5 protein-coding genes are annotated in these 23,364 nt (G+C 70.4%); 3 read left to right on the forward strand and 2 right to left on the reverse strand.

Annotated elements, in window-relative coordinates; genetic code table 11:
• Positions 1 to 28: 28 nt before the first annotated feature.
• Both NS3_RS06665 and NS3_RS06670 read left to right on the forward strand, forming a co-directional pair.
• Positions 29 to 2,212, forward strand: a complete 2,184-nt coding sequence (locus NS3_RS06665; protein ID WP_245649487.1) for an ABC transporter permease — start codon at positions 29 to 31, stop codon at positions 2,210 to 2,212.
• A gap of 1,008 nt (positions 2,213 to 3,220) precedes the next feature.
• Positions 3,221 to 21,466, forward strand: a complete 18,246-nt coding sequence (locus NS3_RS06670; protein WP_084495105.1) for a non-ribosomal peptide synthetase — start codon at positions 3,221 to 3,223, stop codon at positions 21,464 to 21,466.
• Between the two features lie 45 nt (positions 21,467 to 21,511).
• Here NS3_RS06670 and NS3_RS06675 read toward each other — a convergent pair whose 3' ends face one another.
• Both NS3_RS06675 and NS3_RS06680 read right to left on the reverse strand, forming a co-directional pair.
• Complete coding sequence (locus NS3_RS06675; RefSeq protein ID WP_245649488.1) at positions 21,512 to 21,937, reverse strand: SgcJ/EcaC family oxidoreductase; 426 nt, start codon at positions 21,935 to 21,937, stop codon at positions 21,512 to 21,514.
• Positions 21,934 to 22,350 (reverse strand): hypothetical protein, encoded by a 417-nt coding sequence (locus NS3_RS06680; RefSeq protein WP_067855196.1) that lies wholly within the window; start codon positions 22,348 to 22,350, stop codon positions 21,934 to 21,936. Before NS3_RS06680 ends, NS3_RS06675 begins: the two co-directional genes overlap by 4 nt.
• Before the next feature lie 127 nt (positions 22,351 to 22,477).
• Between NS3_RS06680 and NS3_RS06685 the strand changes: the two genes are divergently transcribed.
• The gene (locus NS3_RS06685) at positions 22,478 to 23,278 is read left to right on the forward strand and encodes a helix-turn-helix domain-containing protein (RefSeq protein WP_067855444.1); all 801 of its coding nucleotides are present in this window, start codon (positions 22,478 to 22,480) and stop codon (positions 23,276 to 23,278) included.
• The last annotated feature ends 86 nt before the right edge of the window (positions 23,279 to 23,364 follow it).

Genomic DNA, 23,364 nt, shown 5'->3' on the forward strand with positions numbered 1-23,364 from the left:
CACCCGAAAAACGCCGAGGAGCATGTTCGTGACCTCTACCCTGTCCGCGTCCGAGGAGCGATCCGACGACTCCGAACAGAACGGAACCGGTGTGGACCAGGTCGAGCCGGACCGGTCCGACCTCGAGCGAGCCGACCTCGCGAAGGCCGAACTGGTGAAGGCTGAAAAGCGAGCGAAAGCCGAGCGGATCGGCCGCATCGTCGCGATGTTCCTGTTTCCGTTCTTGCTGGTCACCATGATGATCACCGGATACCTGGCGGCCATGCACCACACTGCGCCGCACAATCTGCCGATCGCCGTCGCCGGTCCGGCCGCCGAAGCAGTGCGCTTCGCCGAGACGCTGGAGGCCGCCGACCCCGACGCGGTCGACGTGCGAGTGGTCGCCACCGGCGCCGACGCCGAGCGGTTGGTGCTCGACCGGGAGGTCTCGGGTGCGGTCGCGCTGCCGCAGCAGGGTGAGGCCGCCCCGGCGAAGCTCTACACCGCGGGTGCGGCGGGGGCTTCCCAGTCCGGGACCGTCACCCAGTTGCTCGCGCCGCAGCTGCTCGGGCTGGGGATCGAGTTCAGCGCCGAGGATCTGGCGCCGCTGCCCGGCAACGACAGCGCGGGCCTGGCGCCGATGTTCATGACCACCGCGCTCATGCTGGCCGGATACATGCCGTTGAGCCTGATGCTCTCCTCGGCTCCGCATCTGCTGCGGCTGCGGCGGTTCCTGCCGCTGATGGTCGGCTGGTCCGCGTCGACCGCGTTCCTGGTGTGGTTGGTGGCGGGGCCGTTGCTGGGCGCTGTGCACGGCCACACGCTCGACATCCTCGGCCTCGGATTCCTGACGGTCACCGCCGTCGGGCTGGTGCAGCTGTTCTTCACCCGCGTCTTCGGGCCGATGGCGGTCCTGGTGGGCATGTTGTTCGTCATGGTGCTGGGCGTGCCCGCTTCGAACATGGGCATGTCGATCTACACCCTGCCCTCGCTGTACCCGTGGCTGCACAATTTCCTGCCCGCGCCGGCGATCGGCGAGTCGCTGCGCTCGGTGATCTACTTCGGCGGCAACGGCGTGGGCGAGTACGTGGTCGTGCTCCTCATCGGCGCCGCCGCGGGCCTCGGCCTGACCGCACTGCTCGACCTCGTCAAGCGCCGCCGCGACCCGGACGCCACCGGCCCCGAGCCGACCATGTTCTCACTGACCGGCGGCAAGCCGGCCCGCAAGCCGGTTCTCTACACCACACTGGCCTTCTTCCCGCTGGCGATGCTGGTGCTCATGCTGTCGACGATGCTCGGCGCCATGTACCAGCCCGCGCCCAAGGACATGCCGGTCGCCATCGTCGGCGGTACCGCCGAGCAGGCCAGGATGATGGTCACCGGTCTGGAACAGAACATGACCGGGCTGTTCGACCTGCGCGCTCTCGACGATGCCGAGGCCGCGCGCGAACAGGTGCGCGATCGTGACATCGTCGCCGCCTACGTGCTGCCCTCGGCCGCCACTCCGGAGGCCACGCTGATCACCAACGGCGCGGCGGGCATGAGCCAGCAGCAGGTGGTCGCGCGAGTGTTCGCCCAGGTCGCCGCGGGTTCACAGCTGACGCTGGGAACCGAGGACTTGGCCCCGCTCGGCGTCGAGGACACCACCGGCACCGTCTCGCTGTATGTGGCGATGGGCTGGATCATGTCCGGCTTCATGATCATCGTGGTCGCCGCCAACGCCTTCCCGCCCGCAATGCGGCCGCGCAACCTGTTGCCGGTCGTGGCCGGTTGGTCGGTCGTCATGTCGGTGGTTCTGTGGCTCATCGCCGACCCGCTCGTCGGCGCGGTCGACGGCCACTTCCCGGAGTTGGTGGGCACCGGAATCGTGGCGATCTTCTGCACGGCGATGTTCACCACCGTGTTCGTCCGCCTGATCGGACTGCTCGCGGTCGTTCCGGTGATCGCCGTGCTGATGTTCCTCGGCGTACCCGCGTCCGGCGGTGCCATGTCCATCTATATGGAGCCGGAGATCTTCCGCTTCCTGCACGAGGTCCTGCCCATGCCCGCCGCGGTCGAATCCGCGCGCTCCATCCTGTACTTCGGCGGCGACACCGTCGGCGGACATCTGGTCACCTTCCTGATCTGGGGCGCCATCTCTCTGGTGTTCGTCTTCATCGTCGACCGCCTGCGCCCGATGCCGGATCTCGAGGAAGCCGGGACGGCCGAAGAGCCTGCGGGGGCATCGGTCTGATCCGCCTCGCCGGACACAATTGCACAACGGCCTGGCGCCCCTGTCGGTACCGACAGGGGCGCCAGGCCGTTCGCGCGCGTTTCCCGGACTCCGCCGTTCGGAAGTAACTTATCGGTGCGTCCGCTACCGAAGGAATTGCGGCACGTTCACCTTGCCGGGACCTTTTTGTATCGAAATGGTGTCGGATTCCGATTCCGGCGTGGGGAAGGGCCATTGCGGAGCGTGTCGGCCGTGGATACGATGGCGATTCCAACCAGTCGTCGAGAACAGAACACGACTCGGCGGCAGCCGGTCCGTAGTGACTTACCGTAGACCGGCACCAAACGGATCCTCCCAATAGTCGGGGTTGCGGAGCGAATCCACAGCACACGTTCGGCGACAGCGTCGTCGCCGGGCTGGTGCGGAACCGACCGATACCCAGTCACGCAACGTCCAGAAGGCGATCGGTGCCACCGATGAACTCCAACGACGTCCGATTCGAGCACGTCGCGCCCGACCCTGGTCCTCCCCATGCCGGGGGCCTGTGCGCACGATGTCCGGCGGGCGACTCCTTTCCGGGCCGTAGCCGTCACGCTGACCGCGGCTTTCACCGGGAACCACACCTGCGGTGATATTCCGTGACAGCTCGCGCCTGCGATCGGGCCGAGCCGAGCGACGGGGGTCGCGCCCGCGGTGGTGATCGAGCGCCGGAAAATGACATCAACGTAATTCGAGCCGCATTCACCGCGGTCGCCGGACGATGGTGTCCGCAACCATGCAGCAGCCCTGAAAGCTTGGTTCGACAGCTATTCGGCACCTACATCCCCGTATTTCCGGGGCGCATTCCTGGCGAACGGTGGCCGGACTTTCGGGAGCAGTCGGTCGGGAGGAACCCACTGCTTTCGGACAACGAAATCAACGGGAGGTCCAGTGAGCCAGCTCGAGCGCAATCCCGGCGGTAATCGGAAGCGGTCCGTCTCCTCGGCATTCGGAACGTCGAATCGCCTCGCAGAGGATAACGATCCAGGGGTGGGTAACAATTCGGGTGCGGAATTCGCCGGTGCGGAGACAGCGGCATCGACCGAGCCCGAGCCGTTCCGGCTGACCGCCGCGCAACGCGGGATCTGGTTCGCTCAGCACCTCACCGGGTCGTCGCCGATCTCGGTGGCGCAGTACGTCGAGATCACCGGCGAGCTGTTCCCGGAGTTGCTCATCGAGGCCTGCCGCATCGCCGGCCGCGAGTTCGGGTCCGGGCACCTGCGGTTGGTCGAGATCGACGGGGAGCCGCTGCAGTGGGTCGACTACGATTTCGACTCGCCGGTGACCGAGGTGGATCTGCGCGGGCACGCCGACCCGGTCGCGACCGCGCATCGCCTGATGGTGCAGGACTATTCGTCCCCGCTGGACCTGCGCAACGACCGCCTGATGACCAGCGTCATCTATCAGGTCGGCGCCGACCACTATCTGTGGTACCAGCGCGCCCACCACATCGCGCTGGACGGCTACGCGGCGGTCACCATGCTGCGCCGGATCACCCAGCTCTACAACGCATGGGTGCGCGGCGAGGACGCACCGCCCGCGACGGCCCAGGATCTGCGCGAGATCACCGCGCAGGATCTGGCGTACCGGGAATCGGAGCGCTTCGCCAACGACCGCCGGTACTGGACCGAACATCTGGCCGGTGCGCCACCGGTGGTGAGTCTGGCCGGTCGAGTGGGCAAGCCGACGATCCATCCGGTACTGATCAGCCGGGCGTTGCCGGAACAGACAGCGCGCCTGGTGGACGAGGTGGTGCTCGCCCGCGGCGGCAGTGTGACCCCGGTGGTGGTCGCGGCCTTCGCGGCCTACCTGGGCCGGATGACCGGCAGTGACGAGGTTTTGCTGAGTTTGCCGGTGTCGGGTAGGCATTCGGCGGTGCTGCGCCGCTCCGGCGGCATGGTCGCCAATGTGGTGCCGTTGCGGCTGCGGGTCACCCCGCGCACTGTCGGCGAACTGATCGATACCACCCAGAGCGAACTGACCAGCGCCCTGCGCAGGCAGCGCTACCGCCAGGAGGACATCTTCCACGATATGGGCATCGCCCGTGACGAGGCGGCGTCCTTCGGCCCGGCCGTGAACCTCATGATGATCGAGAACGAGGTGGTCTTCGGCAAGACGACCGCCCGCCTGAACGTGCTGACATCGGGTCCGACCGCCGATCTGTTCATCAATCTCTATCCCGGCGCGGGCCGGGAGAACACCCACATCGACTTCCAGGGCAACCCGGAGGTCTACAGCGCCGAGGACCTGGCCGCTCACCATCACCGGTTCCTGATGTTCCTGCACGAGTTCCTCGCGGGCGGGACCGAATACCAGGTCGGCCGGCTGCCGCTGCTCGAAGACCAGGAGCGGGCCGAACTGCTTCCGGTGCGCGGACGCGAGGGCGTCGAACCCCGGCTGTTGCCCGACATCCTGACCGAGGGTGCGCGCCGCGACCCGTCGGCCACCGCGATCGTCTCCGCGGGCCACGCGGTCACCTACGCCGAACTCGACGCGCGCTCGTCCCGGCTGGCCCGGCACCTGATCGCGCTGGGCTGCGGCCCGGACGACGCGGTGGCGATCCTGATCCGGCGATCGATGGAGTCGATCACCGCGGCGTGGGCCATCGCCAAGTGCGGCGCCGCCATCGTGCACGTGGACCCGGAGTATCCGCCGAAGCGGATCGAGCACATGATGACCGACAGCGGTGCGCGGGTGGCCTTCACCCTCGAGGAATACCTGCCCCGGCTGCCGGAGCGGGTACGGGCGGTGGTGCTCGACGATCCGGCGACATCGCGTGCCTGCGTGACCCTCTCGGGCGAGCCGGTCACCGACGCCGAGCGCGTCCGTCCGCTGCGCCCGGCGAACCTCGCCTACCTGACCTACACCTCGGGCTCCACGGGTGTCCCGAAGGGCGTGTACCTCAGTCACGCCGGTCTGGCGAACCTCATCGCCGACCGCACCGAGACCTACCGAATCGAGCCGAATTCGCGCATCTCCTACGCACTTTCGCCGAGCTTCGACGCGTCGATGGAACAGTTCCTCACCTGCTTCGCCAATGGGGCGGCGCTGGTGGTCGTGCCGCCGGAGGTGATCGGCGGGGAGGCACTCACCGGCCTGCTCGCCGCGACGAAGGTGACTCATCTGACCCTGACGCCGGCGATGCTGGCGACGGTGGATCCGGAACCACTGACCGCACTGCGCGTCGTCGTGGTCGGGGGCGACGTGTGCCCGCCGCACGTGGTGGACCGGTGGTCGCGCGCGGTGACGATGTTCAACGAATACGGACCGACGGAGACCACGGTGACCGCGGTGGGTGCGCACATCCGCCCGGACCGTGGCCTCACCGTCGGTGGTCCGATCCGCGGGGTGGCGGCCATGGTGCTGGGACGGACCCTGCAGCCCGTGCCGAAAGGCACGGCGGGTGAGTTGTACCTCGCGGGTCCGGGGATGGCCCGCGGGTACAGCCACTTGCTCGCCGAGTCGGCGGCCAGGTTCGTCGCCGACCCCTACGGCGCGCCGGGGGAGCGGATGTATCGCACCGGCGATCTCGCGCGCTGGGTCGGCGAAGGGGCGGACCTGGCGCTGGAACTGATGGGACGCAGCGATTTCCAGGTCAAGATCCGCGGCTACCGGATCGAGCCGAGCGAGATCGACGCCGCGTTGACCGGGCACGAGGACGTCGACATGTCGGTCACGGTCCCCGCGCACAATCAGGCGGACGTCACCGTGCTGGTGTCCTATGTGGTGCCGGTGCGCGACCGGCAGCTCGATGTGGTCGAGCTCCAGCGGTACGCGCGCGAATCCCTTCCGCCGCACATGGTCCCGGCGGTGATCATGCCCATGGAGAGCATGCCGACCAACGCCTTCGGCAAGGTGGATCGCGCCGCGTTGCCCGAACCCGAGTTCAGCAGCGCCCCGGCGGGCCGCCCCCCGGCCACGCCGAAGGAGAATCTGATCGCGGGGCTGTTCTGCGAGGTGCTCGGTGCGCGCCAGGTCAGCGCCGACGACAGCTTCTTCGCTCTCGGCGGTGACAGCATCCTGTCGATCCAGTTGGTGGCGCGGGCCAAGGCCGTGGGCGTGAACTTCTCCACTCAGGACGTGTTCGACCAGAAGACCGTGGCCGCGCTGGCCGCGACCGCCACCGAGTCCGGCAGCGGCCCAGGGCTGCCCGAACTGCCCGGCGGCGGTGTCGGGGCGATGCCGTTGTCGCCGATCATGCACGCGATGCTCGAGCGCGGTCATTTCGACCGCTTCGCCCAGGCCGCGCTGGTGACGCTGCCCGACGGGGTGCGGCGCGGCGATCTGGTGCGGGCATTGCAGGCGGTGCTGGATCACCACGACATGCTGCGCGCGGTGCTGCGCGGCGCGAAGTCGGTGGACCGGTTCGTCGATGTGCTCGAGCCGGGATCGGTTGCCGCCGAGACTCTTCTGACCGACGTCCGGCTCGAGCGCCGCGACGCCGCCGAGGTGGACGCGCACCTGCAGGCCGCGGCCGATCGGCTCGATCCCGCCCGTGGCGTGCTGGTGCAGGCGGTCCGGCTCCGCAGCACGGAGTCGACCTCGGCCAGGTCCTCGGCCGACCACGAGCACGGACCCGACCTGCTGTGGCTGGTGGTCCACCATCTGGCCGTCGACGCGGTGTCGTGGCGGAACCTGCTCGCCGATCTCGGACACGCCTGGTGCCAGGTCGAGGAAGGCGGTGAACCGCTGGTGGGCGCACCCGCCACGTCGATGCGCCGCTGGCTGCACGGTCTGGTCGAGCAGGCCCCGCGCCGGCGCGCGGCCGAGCTCGAGTGGTGGAAGGACGTGCTGGCGCCGGGTGATCGGCTGCTCGGTTCGCGTCGGCTCGATCCGCGCCGCGACGTCGGGGCCACCGCGGGCACGGTGCGTACCCGGGTGCCGGCCGACGTCACAGAGGCGGTGCTGACCACCGTCGCGGCCCGGTACCACGGCGGCGCCAACGATCCGCTGCTGACGGCGCTGGTGCTGGCACTGAGCGAGTGGCGGCGAGAACGCGGCACGGCGGTGGCCGGTGAGCTGATCTCGCTGGAAGGCCACGGTCGTGAGGAACAGGCCGTGCCCGGCGCCGACCTCGGCGCGACGGTGGGTTGGTTCACCACGCGCTTCCCGATCCGCCTCGACCTGCGCGGGATCGATCTCGACGAGGCGTTCGCCGGTGGCCCGGCGGCGGGGCTGGCCATCAAGCGGGTGAAGGAACAGCTGCGCGCGGTGCCGGACAACGGCATCGGATTCGGCATGGTGCGCAGGCTCGATCCCCGGGGAGCCGCCGAACTCGCGGGGGCACCGGAACCCCAGATCAGTTTCAACTATCTGGGCCGGGTGGGTGTCCGCGACCGGTCGGGGGCGTGGGCACCCACTCCGGAGTTCGACGCGTTGACCTCGACCACCGACCCACGGATGGCCTTGCCCGCCGTGGTGGACGTGAACGCGATCGCCGAAGACGGCCCCGACGGTCTCGAACTCGAGGCGACCTGGGAGTTCGCCGCGCAGATCCTGAGCGCCGCCGAAGTCGAGGAACTCGCGGACCTGTGGGTGCAGGCCCTGCGCGCGCTGGCCCGGCATGTGCGTTCGGAATCCGCGGGCGGTTACACCCCGTCGGACTTCGCGCTGGTCGAGGTGACCGCCGAGGACATCGACGCGTGGCAGCGCGAGTACCCGTCGATGACCGATGTGTGGCCGCTGACGGCCCTGCAGTCCGGGCTGCTGTTCCACGCCGTCTACGACGTCGACGGCGCGGACGGCTACACCGTGCAGGCCGCGCTGAGCTTCGCGGGCGAGGTGGACACCGATCGGATGCGTCGCGCGGCGCAACTGGTCGTCGACCGGCACGACAGCCTGCGCGCCGCTTTCGTCGAAAGTCCCTCGGGACCACGCCAGATCGTGTTGCGCGATGTCGAGGTGGACTGGAGCTCCTACGACATCACCGGCATCGACGACCCCCGTGCTCGCGAAGCGGAGCTGCGCAGGCTGGCCGCTGTGGCGGCCGCGCCGTTCGATCCCGCGCACCCGCCGCTGCTGCGGTTCCATCTGGTGCGCACCGGCTCCGAGGAATACCAGCTGCTGGTGACCAACCATCACATCGTGCTCGACGGCTGGTCCATGCCGCTGCTGATCCACGAGTTGCTGACTGCCTACCGCACCGGCGGCGATCCGGCCGAACTCGGACCCGCCCGCTCCTACCGGGACTATCTCCAGTGGCTGTCGGCGCAGGACGACGCCGCCGCGACGGCGGCGTGGCGCCGGATGCTCGACGGCATCGAGAGCCCGACCCGGGTCACCGGCCGCACGGATCGCGTCGTCACCGCGCACAACGGCGACGTGGGGCTGCGCCTGGATCCCGCCACCAGCGCAGCGGTGCTCGCGCTCGGCCGTTCCCACGGCGTCACGGCGAACACCGCGATCCAGACCGCCTGGGCTCTGCTGCTCACCGTGCTGACCGGTCGCTCGGATGTGGTGTTCGGCAACACGGTCTCCCATCGCCCGCCGCAGCTGGCCGGGGTGGAGCGCATGGTCGGCCTGTTCATCAACACCCTGCCGGTGCGGGTCCGCCTTGATCCCGGCGAGACGATCGGCGACCTGCTGACCCGTGTGCAGTCCGAGCAGGCCGCCATGCTCGACCACCGCCATGTCGGTCTGGCCGAACTCCAGCGCGAAACCGGTGTCGCCGACATGTTCGACACGGTGACGGTGCTCGAGTCCTATCCGCTCGATCAACGGGAACTGGCCGGGGATCTCAGCGGCGCGGGGCTGCGCCTGGTCGACGTCGACGCCCACGACGCGACACCGTATCCACTGAGCCTGCAGGTCACCCCGCCGCGGCCGATGCGCGCGGGCGCCGAGGCGCTCGGCGAGCCCGACAGCCACACGGTGACGCTGCGCTTCTCCATCGATCGGTTCGATGTCGACGAGGCCCGCACGCTGCTGGAACGCTTCGAGCTGATCCTGACCCAGCTGGTCACCGATCCCGCCGCCAAGGTCGCCGAACTGCGCACCTGCTGGGACGGCGAACGCGCGGCGCTGCTTTCGGTGGGGGCCGAGCCGCAGGTCACCGAACGCACCCTGCGCGACATCCTCGCCGACAGCGTGCGCGCCCACCCCGACGACGAGGCCGTCCGCTTCGGCGAGACCTCGCTGACCTACCGCGAACTCGATCAGCGCGCGTCCCGCCTGGCCGGGGTGCTGGCGGCGCGCGGCGCACGCCCGGAATCGTTCGTCGCCCTCGCCCTTCCGCGTTCGCCCGAGCTGATCATCGCGATGTGGGCGGTGGCCGAGACCGGTGCGGCCTTCGTCCCGATCGACCCCACCCACCCGGCCGAACGCATCGACGGACTACTGAAGGACTCCCGCAGTTCGCTGGGCATCACGCTCACGACGACGGCGCGCGGACTCCTGGACACGGTCGAATGGGTCGTCCTCGACGACGGCATCGAAACGGATGCGGTCGAAGCGGATGCGGCGCCCGAGTCGCGCGCACCCGATCTCCGTACCGACCACACGGCCTATGTGATCTACACCTCCGGTTCGACCGGCAAGCCGAAGGCCGTGCAGGTGACGCATCGCGGCCTGGCCGGTCTGGTCGCCGCGCAGGCCGAGTCCTTCGCGGTGAACCGGGAGGCGACGGTATTGAACGTGGCCTCACCGGGGTTCGACGCCTGCGTCTCGGAGCTGCTGCTCGCGCACAGCGTGGGCGCCTGCCTGGTGGTGGCACCGCCGGAGGCCTACGCGGGCCCCGACCTCGAGGTTCTGCTGATCGAGCAGCGCGTCTCGCACGCCATCATCACCCCGTCGGTGCTGAACACCCTCGACCCGGCGCGGGTACCCGATCTCACAACAATCGCCGTCGTCGGCGAAGCCACCGGCTCGGACACGGTCGACCGCTGGGCGCCCGGCCGCCGGTTGATGAACCACTACGGCCCGACCGAGGCCACCATCTGGGCCACCGGCTCGGACGCGCTGCGGCCGGGAGAGCCGGTGACCATCGGCGCCCCGATCCCCGGGGTGTCGGTGGCCGTGCTCGACCACTGGCTGCGCCCGGTCCCGGTCGGCGTGACCGGTGAGCTCTACCTCGGCGGGCCAGGGCTGGCGCGCGGCTACTTCGGTCGCCCCGGCCAGACCGCCTCCCGATTCGTTGCCGACCCCGCCACGGGCGACGGCGCACGCCTGTACCGCACCGGTGACGCGGTGCGCTGGGTGCGCGGTCCCGCCGGACCGGAGCTGGAATACCTCGGCCGCAACGACCAACAGGTCAAGATCCACGGCCTGCGGATCGAGCCGGAGGAGATCGACGCGCACCTGACCCGCCATGAATGCGTCGCGAGCGCCGCGACCATCGTGCGCCCAGGACCGGCGGGCGAGCCCGTCCTGGTGTCCTATGTCGTTCCGGTTCCCGGTGCGGCACTGGATATCCGGGCCCTGCACGACGATCTCGCGGCCGCGCTGCCGCACTACATGAACCCGGCCGCCATCGTGGCGCTGGACTCCATGCCGCTGTCCACCTCGGGCAAGATCGCCCGCAATGTGCTGCGGCAGCGTGACTTCCAGGTCGACATGACGCCGGGCCGCGCGCCCGCCACCCCCGCCGAGCAGATCATGGCCCGGCTGTTCGCCGAGGTCCTGCAACTCGACCGCGACAGCGTGAGCGCCGAGAGCAACTTCTTCACCCTCGGCGGCGACAGCATCGTCTCCATGCGCCTGGTGGCCCTGGCCAAGGCCGCCGGACTGATCATCACGCCGCACGACGTGTTCGACGCGAAGACGGTCGCGGGCTTGGCGGCGAAGGCTCGGATCGCGTCGGATTCCCCGGCCGTCGAGCCGCAGGCCCGTCCGTCCGGACCACGGCGCGACGGACACGCGCGTCCCGCGGACTTCCCGCTGGTGCCGCTGACCGAGACCGATATCGCCCGTCTCGAGCACCGCTACGGCGCGGTGGCCGACGTGTGGCCGCTCTCGCCCATGCAGTCCGGCATCCATTTCCACTCCGTGTACGACCCGGACGCGGGCGACACCTACACCGTGCAGACGGTCATCGCCTTCGCCGGCGACATCGATCCCGGCCGATTGCGCCGCGCCGCGCAGGCACTCGTCGACCGGCACGACATCCTGCGCGCCGCCTACGCCGAGACCGCCTCCGGCCCGTGCCAGATCGTGCTCGCGCACGCGGAGGTCGCCTTCCGCGAGGTCCGCCTCGATGGCACAGACGCGGCGGTGCACGCCGAGGCCGAGGCGCTGGCGGCGGCCGACGCGGCCGAAGGTTTCGATCTGTCCCGGCCGCCGTTGATCCGCTTCACGGTGATCCGCGTCGGCGCGGGGCAGTGGCGGCTGCTCATCACCAATCACCATGTGATCCTGGACGGCTGGTCGATGCCGCTGCTGCTGGGCGAACTGCTCGAGTACTACGGCTCGCCCGCCCTGATCGGCGTGGCCGGTTCCGCCCCCTCCTACCGCGACTACCTGGTCTGGCTCACCGGCCGGGACCGGGCCGCCGCCGAGGTCGCGTGGGCCCACGAGTTCGCGCAGGTGGATTCGCCGACCCGAGTCGCCCGCGCGACCGGTCGGCCCGCCGCCGCCGCGGCGGCCGAGGTCGAGGCCGAACTGAGCGCGAGCCACTACGAACGCCTGCGCCGGGTTGCCGCCGAGGCCGCTGTCACGGTCAACGTGGCCATCGCCGCGGCCTGGGCCCTGAACCTGCGGGTGCTGACCGGGGACACCGAAGTGATCTTCGGCTCCGCGGTCTCCGGCAGGCCACCGGAACTGCCGATGGTCGACCAGGCGCTCGGCATGTATCTCAACACCATCCCGATGCGTGTCCGGCTCGAGCCGACCGCCTCGCTGCGGGAACTGCTGACCGACATCCAGGCCACGCAGGCCCGCATGCTGGATCACCACTTCATCGGCCTGCCCGACATCCTGCGCAGCGCCGGAGTGTCCGAGCTGTTCGACACCGCGATCGCCTTCCAGTCCTTCCCGGTCGATCGCCCCGCGCTGCAGCAACTCGTCGACTCGGCGGGGCTGCGCGTCGAGGAGATCACCGGCGTGGACGCCACGCCGTTCCCGCTGAGCTTGGTCATCACGCCGACCTACGCCGAGGACGGCACCCCGGCACTGCACACGACCCTGCGCTTTCTCGAACACGACTTCGACACCGCCCAGGCGCGCCTGATCCTGGAGCGCTTCGTCGAACTGCTGCGCAGGATCGCCGACACCCCGGACGACCGGCTCGGTGATCTGCCGATCACCGAGGAGCCGGGCGTGACCTGGCCCGAACTCGACGCCGAGCGGATCACACCGCGCACGCTGCCCGCACTCCTCGCTGCCTCCGCGTCGTCGGCGCCCGACGCCCCCGCGGTCGTCTACGGTGAGCGACCGGCGACCGGCGACGAGCAGGCGGCGACCGGTGACGAGCAGGTCGGGCAGGTCATGACCTACCGGCAGCTGGACGAACGATCCGACCGGCTCGCCCGGGTCCTGCTCGGCCGCGGTGTCCGGCCGGGAACCGTTGTCGCCTGCGCGCTTCCGCGATCGACGGCGGCCACGCTCACGCTGTGGGCGGTCGCCAAGACCGGCGCGACCTTCCTGTCCGTCGACCCCGGACTGCCCGCCGACCGCATCAGGTTCCTGGTCACCGACTCCGGCGCGCGGGCGGGCGTGAGCGACACCGCCTCGGCCGATCGGCTGCCCACGGCCATCGACTGGCTGCTCGTCGACGACGAGCGGACCCTGCGGGCGATCGAGGCGATGCCCTCCGGCCCGATCACCGATGCCGAACGCGGCGGCCCCGTCCCGATCGAGGCCATCGCGTATCTGATCTACACCTCCGGCTCCACGGGTATCCCGAAGGGCGTGCTGGTCGGTCATCGTGGTCTGGCCGATCTGGTGGCCGCCCAGCGTCGCTACCTCGGCGTCGGACCGGATTCGGCGGTGCTGCAGGTCGCTTCGCCGAGCTTCGACGCCTCGGTGTTCGAACTGCTGATGGCCCACGGCTCCGGCGGCAGGCTGGTGATCTCGCCCGCGGACGTCTACGGCGGCCCCGAACTGGCGCGACTGATGCGCCGCGAACACGTCTCGCACGCGGTGCTCACCCCGTCCGCCCTGGCCACGGTGCCCGACGACGGGACGGCGGGCATGGACGAGCTGCGGGTGCTGGCGACGGCCGGCGAGCCGGTCGGCCCGGAACTGGTCGAGCGGTGGGCGCCGAACCGCACCATGATCAACCTCTACGGCCCCAGCGAGTCGACTATCTGGGCGACCGCGAGCGGGCCGCTGCACCCCGGCCTGCCGATCACCATCGGCCGCCCGGTCGGCCCGGTCGCGACAACGGTGCTCGACACCTGGCTGCGCCCGGTGCCCGACGGTGTCGCCGGTGAACTGTATCTGTTCGGCGTCGGGCTGGCCGACGGGTATATCGGTAAACCCGGGATGAGCGCGGCCCGCTTCGTGGCCTGTCCGTTCGGCGAACCGGGACGCCGGATGTACCGCACCGGCGATATGGTGCGCCGCACCGCGTCGGGCGAGCTGGAGTTCCTCGGCCGCAACGACTTCCAGGTGAAGGTCCGCGGTACTCGGATCGAGCTGGGCGAGATCGACGCGGCCCTGGGCGCGCGGCCGGAGGTCGCCTGGGTGGTCACGGTGCCGCGCTCGGGCAAGGGGCGTCCGGTGTTGCTGGTGTCCTACGTGGTGGCGGTCGAGGGGACCAGTGTGTCCGGCGACGAGTTGCGCGAGGCGCTGACCAGGACGCTGCCCGCCTATATGGTGCCGCACGCGGTGATCGTGCTCGACGAGGTGCCGATGACCGCCACCGGCAAGCTCGATCGCGATCGGCTGCCCGAGCCCGAGTTCGCCGCGCGCGAGTTCCGCGCGCCGAGTTCGTGGCTGGAGGGCGTGGTCGCCGCCGCCTTCGCGGATGTGCTCGAGGTGAAACGGGTCGGCGTGGACGACGACTTCTTCGCCCTCGGCGGCGATTCGCTGAGCGCCTCGCTGGTGGCGGCGCGAATCGGCGCGGCGCTGGACGCTCGGGTGCCCGTACGCGCGGTGTTCGAGGCGCCCACCGTCGGCGCGCTGGCCGAGCTCGCGCGCACCTTCGGCGGTCGTGGCCGGGTGGCGCTCACCGCGGGTGTCCGCCCGGAGGTCGTGCCGTTGTCGCTGGCCCAGCAGCGGATGTGGTTCCTCAACCGCTTCGAGCCCGACTCGGCGGCCTACAACATCCCGGTCGTGCTGCGGCTGTCGGGCCGGCTGAACATCGCCGCGCTCGAGGCGGCGCTACGCGACGTGGTCGACCGGCACGAGGTGCTGCGCACCATCTACCCGGAGACCGCGGGCGAACCCCACCAGCTGATACTCGACGATCCGGAACCGGTCCTGACCCGGGTTCCGCCCGCGCGGGAGGAGGCGGTCGCCGCCGCCGTCGGCGAGTTCATGCGCGCGGGTTTCGACGTGACCACGCGAGTGCCCATGCGCGTCGGCCTCTTCGAGGTCGCAGGTCGTGGCCGCGCCGCGGGGGAAGGGGAGTACCTGCTGGTCATGGTCGTGCACCACATCGCGGGAGACGGCCAGTCGATGGGACCGCTGGCCCGCGACGTGATGGTCGCCTACACCGCGCGGGCCGCGGGTCACGCCCCGGTGTGGGAGCCGCTGCCGGTCCAGTACGCGGACTACGCGCTGTGGCAGCGGCAGGTGCTCGGCTCGGCCGACGATCCCGAGTCGCTGCTGGCCGAGCAGCTGGAGTTCTGGCGCTCGACCCTGGAGGGCGCCCCGGACCAGCTGCACCTGCCCACGGACCGGCCCAGGCCCGCGACGTCCTCGCTGGCGGGTGGCCGGGTGCCGTTCCGGATCGCACCGGAGGTCCACCGCAAGCTGCTGGAGCTGGCGCATGAGCAGGGCGCGTCGCTGTTCATGGTCGTGCACGCGGCCCTGGCCGTCCTGCTCGGGCGGTTGAGCGACACCGACGACGTGGTGATCGGCACCCCGATCGCCGGTCGCGGCGAGCAGGGACTCGACGATCTGGTCGGCATGTTCGTCAACACGCTGGTGCTGCGGACCCCGGTCGAGGCGGGGGAGCCGTTCACCGGCCTGCTGCACCGCACCAGGGACACCGATCTGCGTGCCTTCGAACACGCCGACGTGCCGTTCGAGCGCGTCGTGGAGGAACTCAATCCCGACCGCTCGGGCTCGCACCATCCGCTGTTCCAGGTGGCGCTGGCGTTCCAGAATCTGTCGAACGTGGAGGTCGCGCTGCCGGAGGTCGTCGTCTCGCGCGCCGATGTGGACACCGGCGTCAGCCAGTTCGACCTGCAACTGGTGCTCTCCGACGAGTACGGCGAATCCGGGGACGCCCAGGGCGTCTCGGGCCAGATGATGTTCGCCCGCGACCTTTTCGACGAGGACACGGTGGCGGGCTTCGCCGACCGGCTGACTCGTCTGCTGACCGGGATCGCCGCCGACCCCGCCGCACCGGTCGGCGACATCGAGTGGCTGGCCGAAGGCGAATACGACGACCTGGTCGCGCGCGTCGGCGAACGTCCCGAGACGGACTCGCCCGCCACGCTGCCCGAGCTGTTCGCGGCAGCCGTTCGCCAGAACCGCAGCGGCACAGCGATTATCGCCGGTGACATCGACCTGACCTATGCCGAACTCGACGAACGCTCCAACCGGCTGGCCCGGCTGCTGATCGCCGAGGGCGCGGGGCCGGAGATCCCGGTGCTGGTCGCGATGGCGCGGTCGGTGGAATCGGTCGTCGCCTGGTGGGCGGTGGTGAAGTCCGGCGCGGTCTACGTCCCGGTCGACCCCGCCTACCCGGCCGCCCGCATCGAGCAGATGGTCACCGAATCCGGCGCCGCCCTGGGGATCACGGTGACCGGCGCCCGTGCCGAGCTGCCCGGTGCGGCGGACTGGATCGTCGTCGACGAGCCCGGCGTCCTCGCCCGGCTCGAGGCGGTGTCGGCCGCGCCGATCGCCGACGACGAGCGGACGCGCCCGCTGCGTGCGGAGAACGTGGCCTACGTGGTTTTCACCTCCGGTTCCACCGGTGTGCCCAAGGGCGTGGCCGTCAGCCATACCGGCATCGCCGACTTCCACGCGGGCCAACGCGCGGACACCGAGCTCACCCCCGCCGCCCGTGTCCTGCATTTCGCCTCCCCGTCCTTCGACGCGTCGCTGCTCGAGATCCTGACCGCGGTCAGTGCCTCGGCCACCCTGGTGATCGCCCCGACCGGGACCTACGGCGGTGGCGAACTGGCCGACCTGTTGCGCACCCGGCGCGTCACCCACGCGTTCGTGACTCCGGCCGCCCTGGCCTCGGTCGACCCGGACGGCTTGGACGATCTGCGGTTGGTCATGTCCGGCGGCGAGCAGGTCCCCGAGGATCTGGTGCGGCGCTGGGCGGGCACCGACCGGGCCCGCAGGCGCGAGTTCCGGGTGCTATACGGGCCCACCGAGGCCACCATCATCGCCACGGCCGCGCGCCGGGTGCGGCCGGGCGACCGGCCCACCATCGGCATTCCGCTGCCGGGCATCCGGGCGCTCGTGCTCGACGGACGGCTGCGGCCCGTGCCCGCCGGCGTGGCCGGTGAGCTGTACCTGGCCGGCCCGGCATCGGCGCGCGGCTACCTGAACAAGCCCGCCGTCAGCGCGGCCCGCTTCGTGCCGTGCCCGTTCGGTGCACCGGGCGAGCGCATGTACCGCACCGGTGACATGGTGCGCTGGACCACCGACGGCCGCCTGGCCTTCGTCGGACGCAACGACTTCCAGGTCAAGATTCGTGGCTTCCGGGTCGAACTGGGCGAGATCGACGCGGTGCTCGACGCGCGCGAGGACATCTCCTTCGCCGCGACGGTGCCGCGTCGCGAGGGCGCGGGACCGACGATGCTCGTGTCCTACGTCGTCCCCGCCGCCGGGGCCGAGGTCACCGGCGCGGAACTGAGCGCCGCCCTGGCCGAGGTGCTGCCGTCCTACATGGTGCCCGCGGCGGTGATGGTGCTCGACGAGGTCCCGTTGTCGCCCAACGGCAAACTCGACCGCCGCGCCCTGCCCGCTCCGGTGTTGCAGGCCAGGCGGTTCCGCGCGCCGGAGTCGCCGGTGGAAGAGATCGTGGCCGCCGTGTTCGGCGACGTGCTCGGCATCGACCGAGCGGTGGGCGCCGACGACGACTTCTTCGAACTGGGCGGCAACAGCCTGATCGCGACCAGGGTGGCTGCCCGGGTCGGCGCCGCGCTGGACACGACCGTCCCGGTGCAGATGATCTTCGAGGCCCCGACCGTGGCGCGGCTGGCCGCGCGCGTGGAATCGCACGCCGATGTGGGCCGGGTCGCGCTGACCGAACAGCCCCGCCCGCCGCGCATTCCGCTGTCCTACGCCCAGCAGCGGATGTGGTTCCTCAACCGCTTCGAGCCGGACTCGCCCGCCTACAGCATCCCGATCGTGATGCGCCTGCGCGGCCACCTCGATCTGGACGCGCTACGGGCCGCCGTCGGCGACGTGGTGAGCCGTCACGAGGTGCTGCGCACCGTCTACCCGCACGCGGGCGGGGAACCCGCTCAGGTGGTGCTGCCCGCCGCGGAGTCGGCGCCGTCGATCCCGGTCGTCGCCATCGCGGAATCCGACGTCCCCGAGGCGGTCTCGGCCTTCGTGTCACAGGTGTTCGACGTGACCTCCGAGGTGCCCTTCCGGCTGCGGTTGTTCGATCTCGGCGGCGACGAATGGGTGCTGGCCGCGGTCATGCACCACATCACCGGCGACGGCTCGTCGCTGCGCCCGCTGGCTCGCGACGTGATGATGGCCTACGCCGCCCGTATGCAGGGGCAGGCCCCGGCGTGGACGCCGCTTCCGGTCCAGTACGCGGACTACGCCATCTGGCAGCACACGGTGCTCGGCACCGAAGACGATCCCGCCTCGCTGCTGCGGGCCCAGATCGATTTCTGGAAGGCGGAACTGGCCGATCTGCCCGCGGTACTGGAACTGCCGACCGACCGGCCCCGGCCGCCGGTGCAGTCCTATGCGGGGGCGACCGTGCCGTTCACCGTCGACGCCGCACTGCACGCCGATCTGCAACGCGTCGCCCGGGCGCACAACGCCACGCTGTTCATGGTCTTCCACACCGCGCTGGCCGCGGTGCTGGCCCGGCTGGCGGCCACCGACGACGTCGCGGTCGGCACGCCCTACGCGGGCCGCGGCGAGCCCGAACTCGACGACCTGATCGGCATGTTCGTCAACACCCTCGTGCTGCGGACCCGGGTGCGGGCGGGCATGTCGTTCACCGAGCTGCTCGAGCACGTGCGCGGCGCCGACCTGGCGGCGTTCGGGCACGCGGATGTGCCGTTCGAACGGCTGGTGCAGGAACTGAACCCGGTGCGTTCGCACGCCCACCATCCGCTGTTCCAGGTGATGTTGGCCTTCCAGAACCTGGCCTCGGCGGACTTCGAACTGCCCGAGCTGTCGGTGTCGGCCGTCGAAGCCGACACCGGTACCTCGCTGTTCGACCTGCAGGTCACGGTGTCGGACACCTACGACGACACCGGCGCCCCCGCCGGTCTCGACGGTGGGATCAGCTACGCGACCGACCTGTTCGATCCCGGCACGGTGACCGCCATCGTCGCCCGCCTGCAGCGCCTGCTGCGCGCGCTGACCGCCGATCCCGGCCGGCCGCTGCACGATATCGACCTGCTCGACACCGACGAGCGGGAAGCCGTTCTCACACGGTGGAACTCCACCGGTCACCCGCTCGATCCCGACGCCACCCTCGTCTCGGTCTTCGCTGCGGCCGCCCGCTCGCACGCCGGCCGCACCGCCGTGCTCTTCGACGAGCGGTCGGTGACCTACGCCGAACTCGCCTCGCGGGTGAACCGGCTGGCCCGCTGGCTGATCGCCCGCGGGGTCGGGCCGGAATCGCTGGTGGCGCTGCAGATGCGCCGCAGCCTGGACCAGGTCGTCGCCATGTACGCGGTGCTCACCGCGGGCGGCGGGTACGTCCCGGTCGATCCGGACTATCCGGCCGACCGCATCGACTACATCCTCGCGACCGCCGAACCGGTGGTGGTGCTGACGAGTCTGGACGGGCTGGATCTGTCCGGGTTCGACGACGCCCCCCTCACCGACGCCGACCGGACCGCGGCGTTGCGGCCGGACAATGTCGCCTACGTGCTCTTCACCTCCGGCTCGACCGGGCGGCCGAAGGGTGTGGCCGTGGCGCACCGGGCGGTGCTCAATCAGCTGAGCTGGATCATCGGAACCTATGCCCTGTCGCCCGAGGACACGGTGCTGTACAAGACGCCCGCGACGTTCGACGTGTCGGTGTGGGAACTGTTCGGCACCCTCGCGGCGGGCGCCCGGATGGTGATCGCCAGGTCCGATGGTCACGCCGATCCGGCCTACCTCGCCGAAATCATCACCGCGCAACGGATCACGATGACCTCCTTCGTGCCCTCGATGCTGGCGGCGTTCGCCGACGCGGTCCCGGCCGAGTCGCTGCATTCGCTGCGCGCGTTGCTGGTGGGCGGCGAGGCATTCGGCGGCGATGTGGTCGCCGCTGCCCGGCGTGTGCTGCCCGACGCGGACCTGCACAATCTCTACGGTCCGACCGAGTTCACCCTGCACGCGACGGCGCGCCCGGTGCGGGCGGACGACGAGGGCAGCATCCCGATGGGCCGTCCGGTGTGGAACGTGCGCGCGTACGTGCTCGACCCCCGGCTGCGGCCGGTGCCGCCCGGTGTGGCGGGCGAGCTGTACCTCGCGGGCGAGCAGGCGGCGCGCGGCTACCAGTCGCGCCCCGGCCTGACCGCCGAGCGTTTCGTACCCGACCCCTTCGCCGCGGGCAAACGCCTGTACCGCACCGGCGACCTGGCCAAGTGGCGGCGCACGGGGGAGCTGGAGTACCTGGGCCGCACCGACTTCCAGGTGAAGCTGCGCGGCTTGCGGATCGAACTCGGCGAGGTCGAAGCCGTCCTCGGCGAACACCCCACCGTCGCCAGGGCGATCGCCGCGGTGTACGGCGAAGGACTCGCGGCCCGCCTCGTCGGCTACCTCGTGCCCGCCGCCGGCGCCACCGTCGACGTCGACGCCGTGCTCGCCCACGCTGCCACCGAGCTGCCCGACTACATGGTGCCCGGCACCGTGCTGGTGCTCGACACCGTGCCGTTCACCGCCTCGGGCAAGCTGGATCGCAAGGCGCTGCCGGAGCCGCAGTTCACGACCAAGGAGTTCCGCGAGCCCGCCACCTGGCTGGAGGGCGAAGTCGCCCGCGCCTTCGAGAATGTCCTCGGGGTGGAGCGGGTCGGCGCCGACGACGATTTCTACGCCCTCGGCGGGAACTCGCTGCGCTCGGTGCAGGTGGTGAGCGAGCTGAAGAAGGGCCTGCACTACGAAGTGCCGGTGAGCTGGATGCTCTCCGATCCCCGCCCCGCCGACCTGGCCAGGCGCATCGAATCGGGGATGCGCTCGGGCGCCGACGCACCGATCGACCACGGGCTCGGATTCGACGTGCTGCTGCCGATCCGGACCCGCGGCAGCCTGGCGCCGCTGTTCTGCGTGCACCCGGCGTCCGGTCTGGCCTGGTGCTACCGCCCCCTCGACGAGTACCTGGGCGCCGATCGGCCGATCTACGGCCTGCAGGCGCCGCAGCTCGGCGGCGAACTGCCCGGCCCGACCGGCATCGAGGAGATCGCCCGCCGCTACTACGCCGAGATCAAGACCGTCCAGCCCCACGGTCCGTACCACCTGCTCGGCTGGTCACTGGGCGGTCAGATCGCGCACGCGATCGCCGCCGAGATGCGTGAGGCAGGCGAACAGGTCGCGCTGCTGGCGCTGCTCGACGCCGAGGCCGACGGATTCGACCCGTCCATGGTCAGGACCGTCACCACCGGCGACCTGATCAGCAACCTCGGCCCGGTCCTCGGCGTCGACTTCGTGGACGCCGAGGCCACCGCCGAGGAGGCGGCCGCGTCGATCCGCGAGCACTTCGGTGACGGGATCGGCGTGGACGCCGCCATGCTCGAGCGCATGACCGACGCCTACAACATGTCGATCCGCGCGGCATCCGACTGGCAGCCCCGCGTCGTGGACGCCGACATGCTGTACTTCACCGCGACCGAGGATCGCCGGACGGATGCGCAGGGGCACAAGGGCTGGGCGCCGGTCGTGCGCGGGCAGATCGCGAACGTGGACGTCGACGCGCCGCATCTGGGCATGACCGATCCGGCCGTGCTCGCCCGCATCGCCGGAATCATCGACGAGTGGATCGGCTGGTGATCGCCGACCCGGCAACGGGTTGCAGCCGGCCGTTCCTCGCCGTCGTCATGCGGCCGGGAACTGCTTGATCCGCGTGTTCTGGAAACTGGTGAACAGCCACGTATCAGCGTGCCGCACAGCGACTCGAGTCTGAACGGACAGATCCTCGGGGCGGCACTCGGCGGCGTCTCCCCGCAGGACACACACGCCCTCGGTGACCACCACCGCGACATCCGGGGCGGCGAAGCGCACCGATACCGTGCGCGGCCGCGAGAGCCGGGTGCCCTTCATGAAACCATCGAAGCCCTCCTGCATGACCTCGGCGAGCGGTGCCCGTCCCTGAATGAATTCGCCGATGACGGAGACGAAATCGGCATCCGCGGTGAAGGTGGCCGCGAACGCCGCGCCGTCACCTGCCGCCCAGGCCGCGGCCTGCTGCTCGACGAGTTGGAGCAGTACGGCGCGTGCTGCCTCGTTTTCCAAGGTGTTCACCGGTCCGCGCGGCGCAGGCCGATGAGTTCGAGGCCGGCGAACACCGCCACCACCGCGGCGCCGATCAGCATGAACGCGGTGCCCCACCCGGTCAATGGCACGGCCCCGACGAGCACCAGCGCGAGCATCGCCACGGCCGACAGCGCATTCGCCGCCACCACGGTGATCGCCAGGTTCCGCGGGATATCCGGATACCCGGCGATGAGCAGCAGAGCAGCCGCGCCACCGAGCATCGCGACGCCGAACGGAATCGACCACGCCGTGGGCAATCCGAGCGGGTCGCGCAACACAGGGCCCGCCGCGAGCAGCACCACACCGAAACCGCCGGTGCCCCATCCGTCCACCCGGAGCATGGTGCGCAAGAAGGTGGTACCGGCGCTCATGGTGACCGGCGCGGGCAGGGTAGTCGTCATATCCGTCTCCGATCCGGAGGGCCGAAACCGATCGGACCTCCCGAGACGACCGTGCCAGCCGGAGATCGTGGTCTCAATGACCTCGGAGGTCATGGAGGTCGCGATGTCGCCTGGCTATGCTGCCCCGATGACCTCGATCGCGCCGCCCCCACAGGTGGGCAGCCTGCTGCGGGAATGGCGGCAGCGGCGGCGACTGAGCCAGTTGGATCTGGCGCTGGCGGCCGATACCTCGGCGCGGCACGTGTCGTATGTCGAGACGGGCCGCTCCAGGCCGAGCCGTGCGATGGTCATCAGATTGTGTGAGGCGCTGGATGTGCCGCTGCGCGAACGCAATACGTTCCTGCTGGCCGGCGGCTACGCACCCGGGTACCGGGAGAGCAGCCTCGAGGACGCGAACCTGGCATCGGTGCGAGCCGCGCTGGACACCATGCTCAGCGCACACGAGCCGTACCCGGCCGTCGTCGTCGACCGATACTGGAATCTGGTCACCGGCAACCGTGCGATGGGGGTGCTGATGACCGGAATCCCGGAGCATCTGCTCGCCCCGGAGCCCAACGTATACCGGCTGGTGTTGCATCCCGAAGGGCTGTCCGGCCGCCTCGCCAACGCCCACCAGGTACGAAGTCTCCTCCTGGACAGGCTGACCCGTCAGGTCAACGCGACCGGCGACGCCCGCCTGCAAGCGCTCCACGACGAGATCGCCCGCTACCCCGCACCGGCCGGAGACCCGGAACCCGAAGAGGTGCAACCGAGTCCGTTCCAGGTACCGATCCGCGTCCGCACACCGATGGGCGAGCTGTCGATGTTCAGCACCATGGCCACCTTCGGCGCCCCCGCCGACGTGACTCTCTCCGAGCTGGCCATCGAACTGTTCTACCCGCTCGACGAATTCACCACCGCCGCCCTGCGATCAGCGGCCGGTACCTGAACAAGTTGTTTTCCTCTGTTCGTCCGACACCGATATCTTCTGCGCGTGACCATGATCCGGCGTGCGGTACCGGATCGCGCGCCGCC

Origin of the sequence: Nocardia shimofusensis NBRC 100134 (assembly GCF_001613125.1) — a bacterium.
Classification (GTDB): Bacteria; Actinomycetota; Actinomycetes; order Mycobacteriales; family Mycobacteriaceae; genus Nocardia; species Nocardia shimofusensis.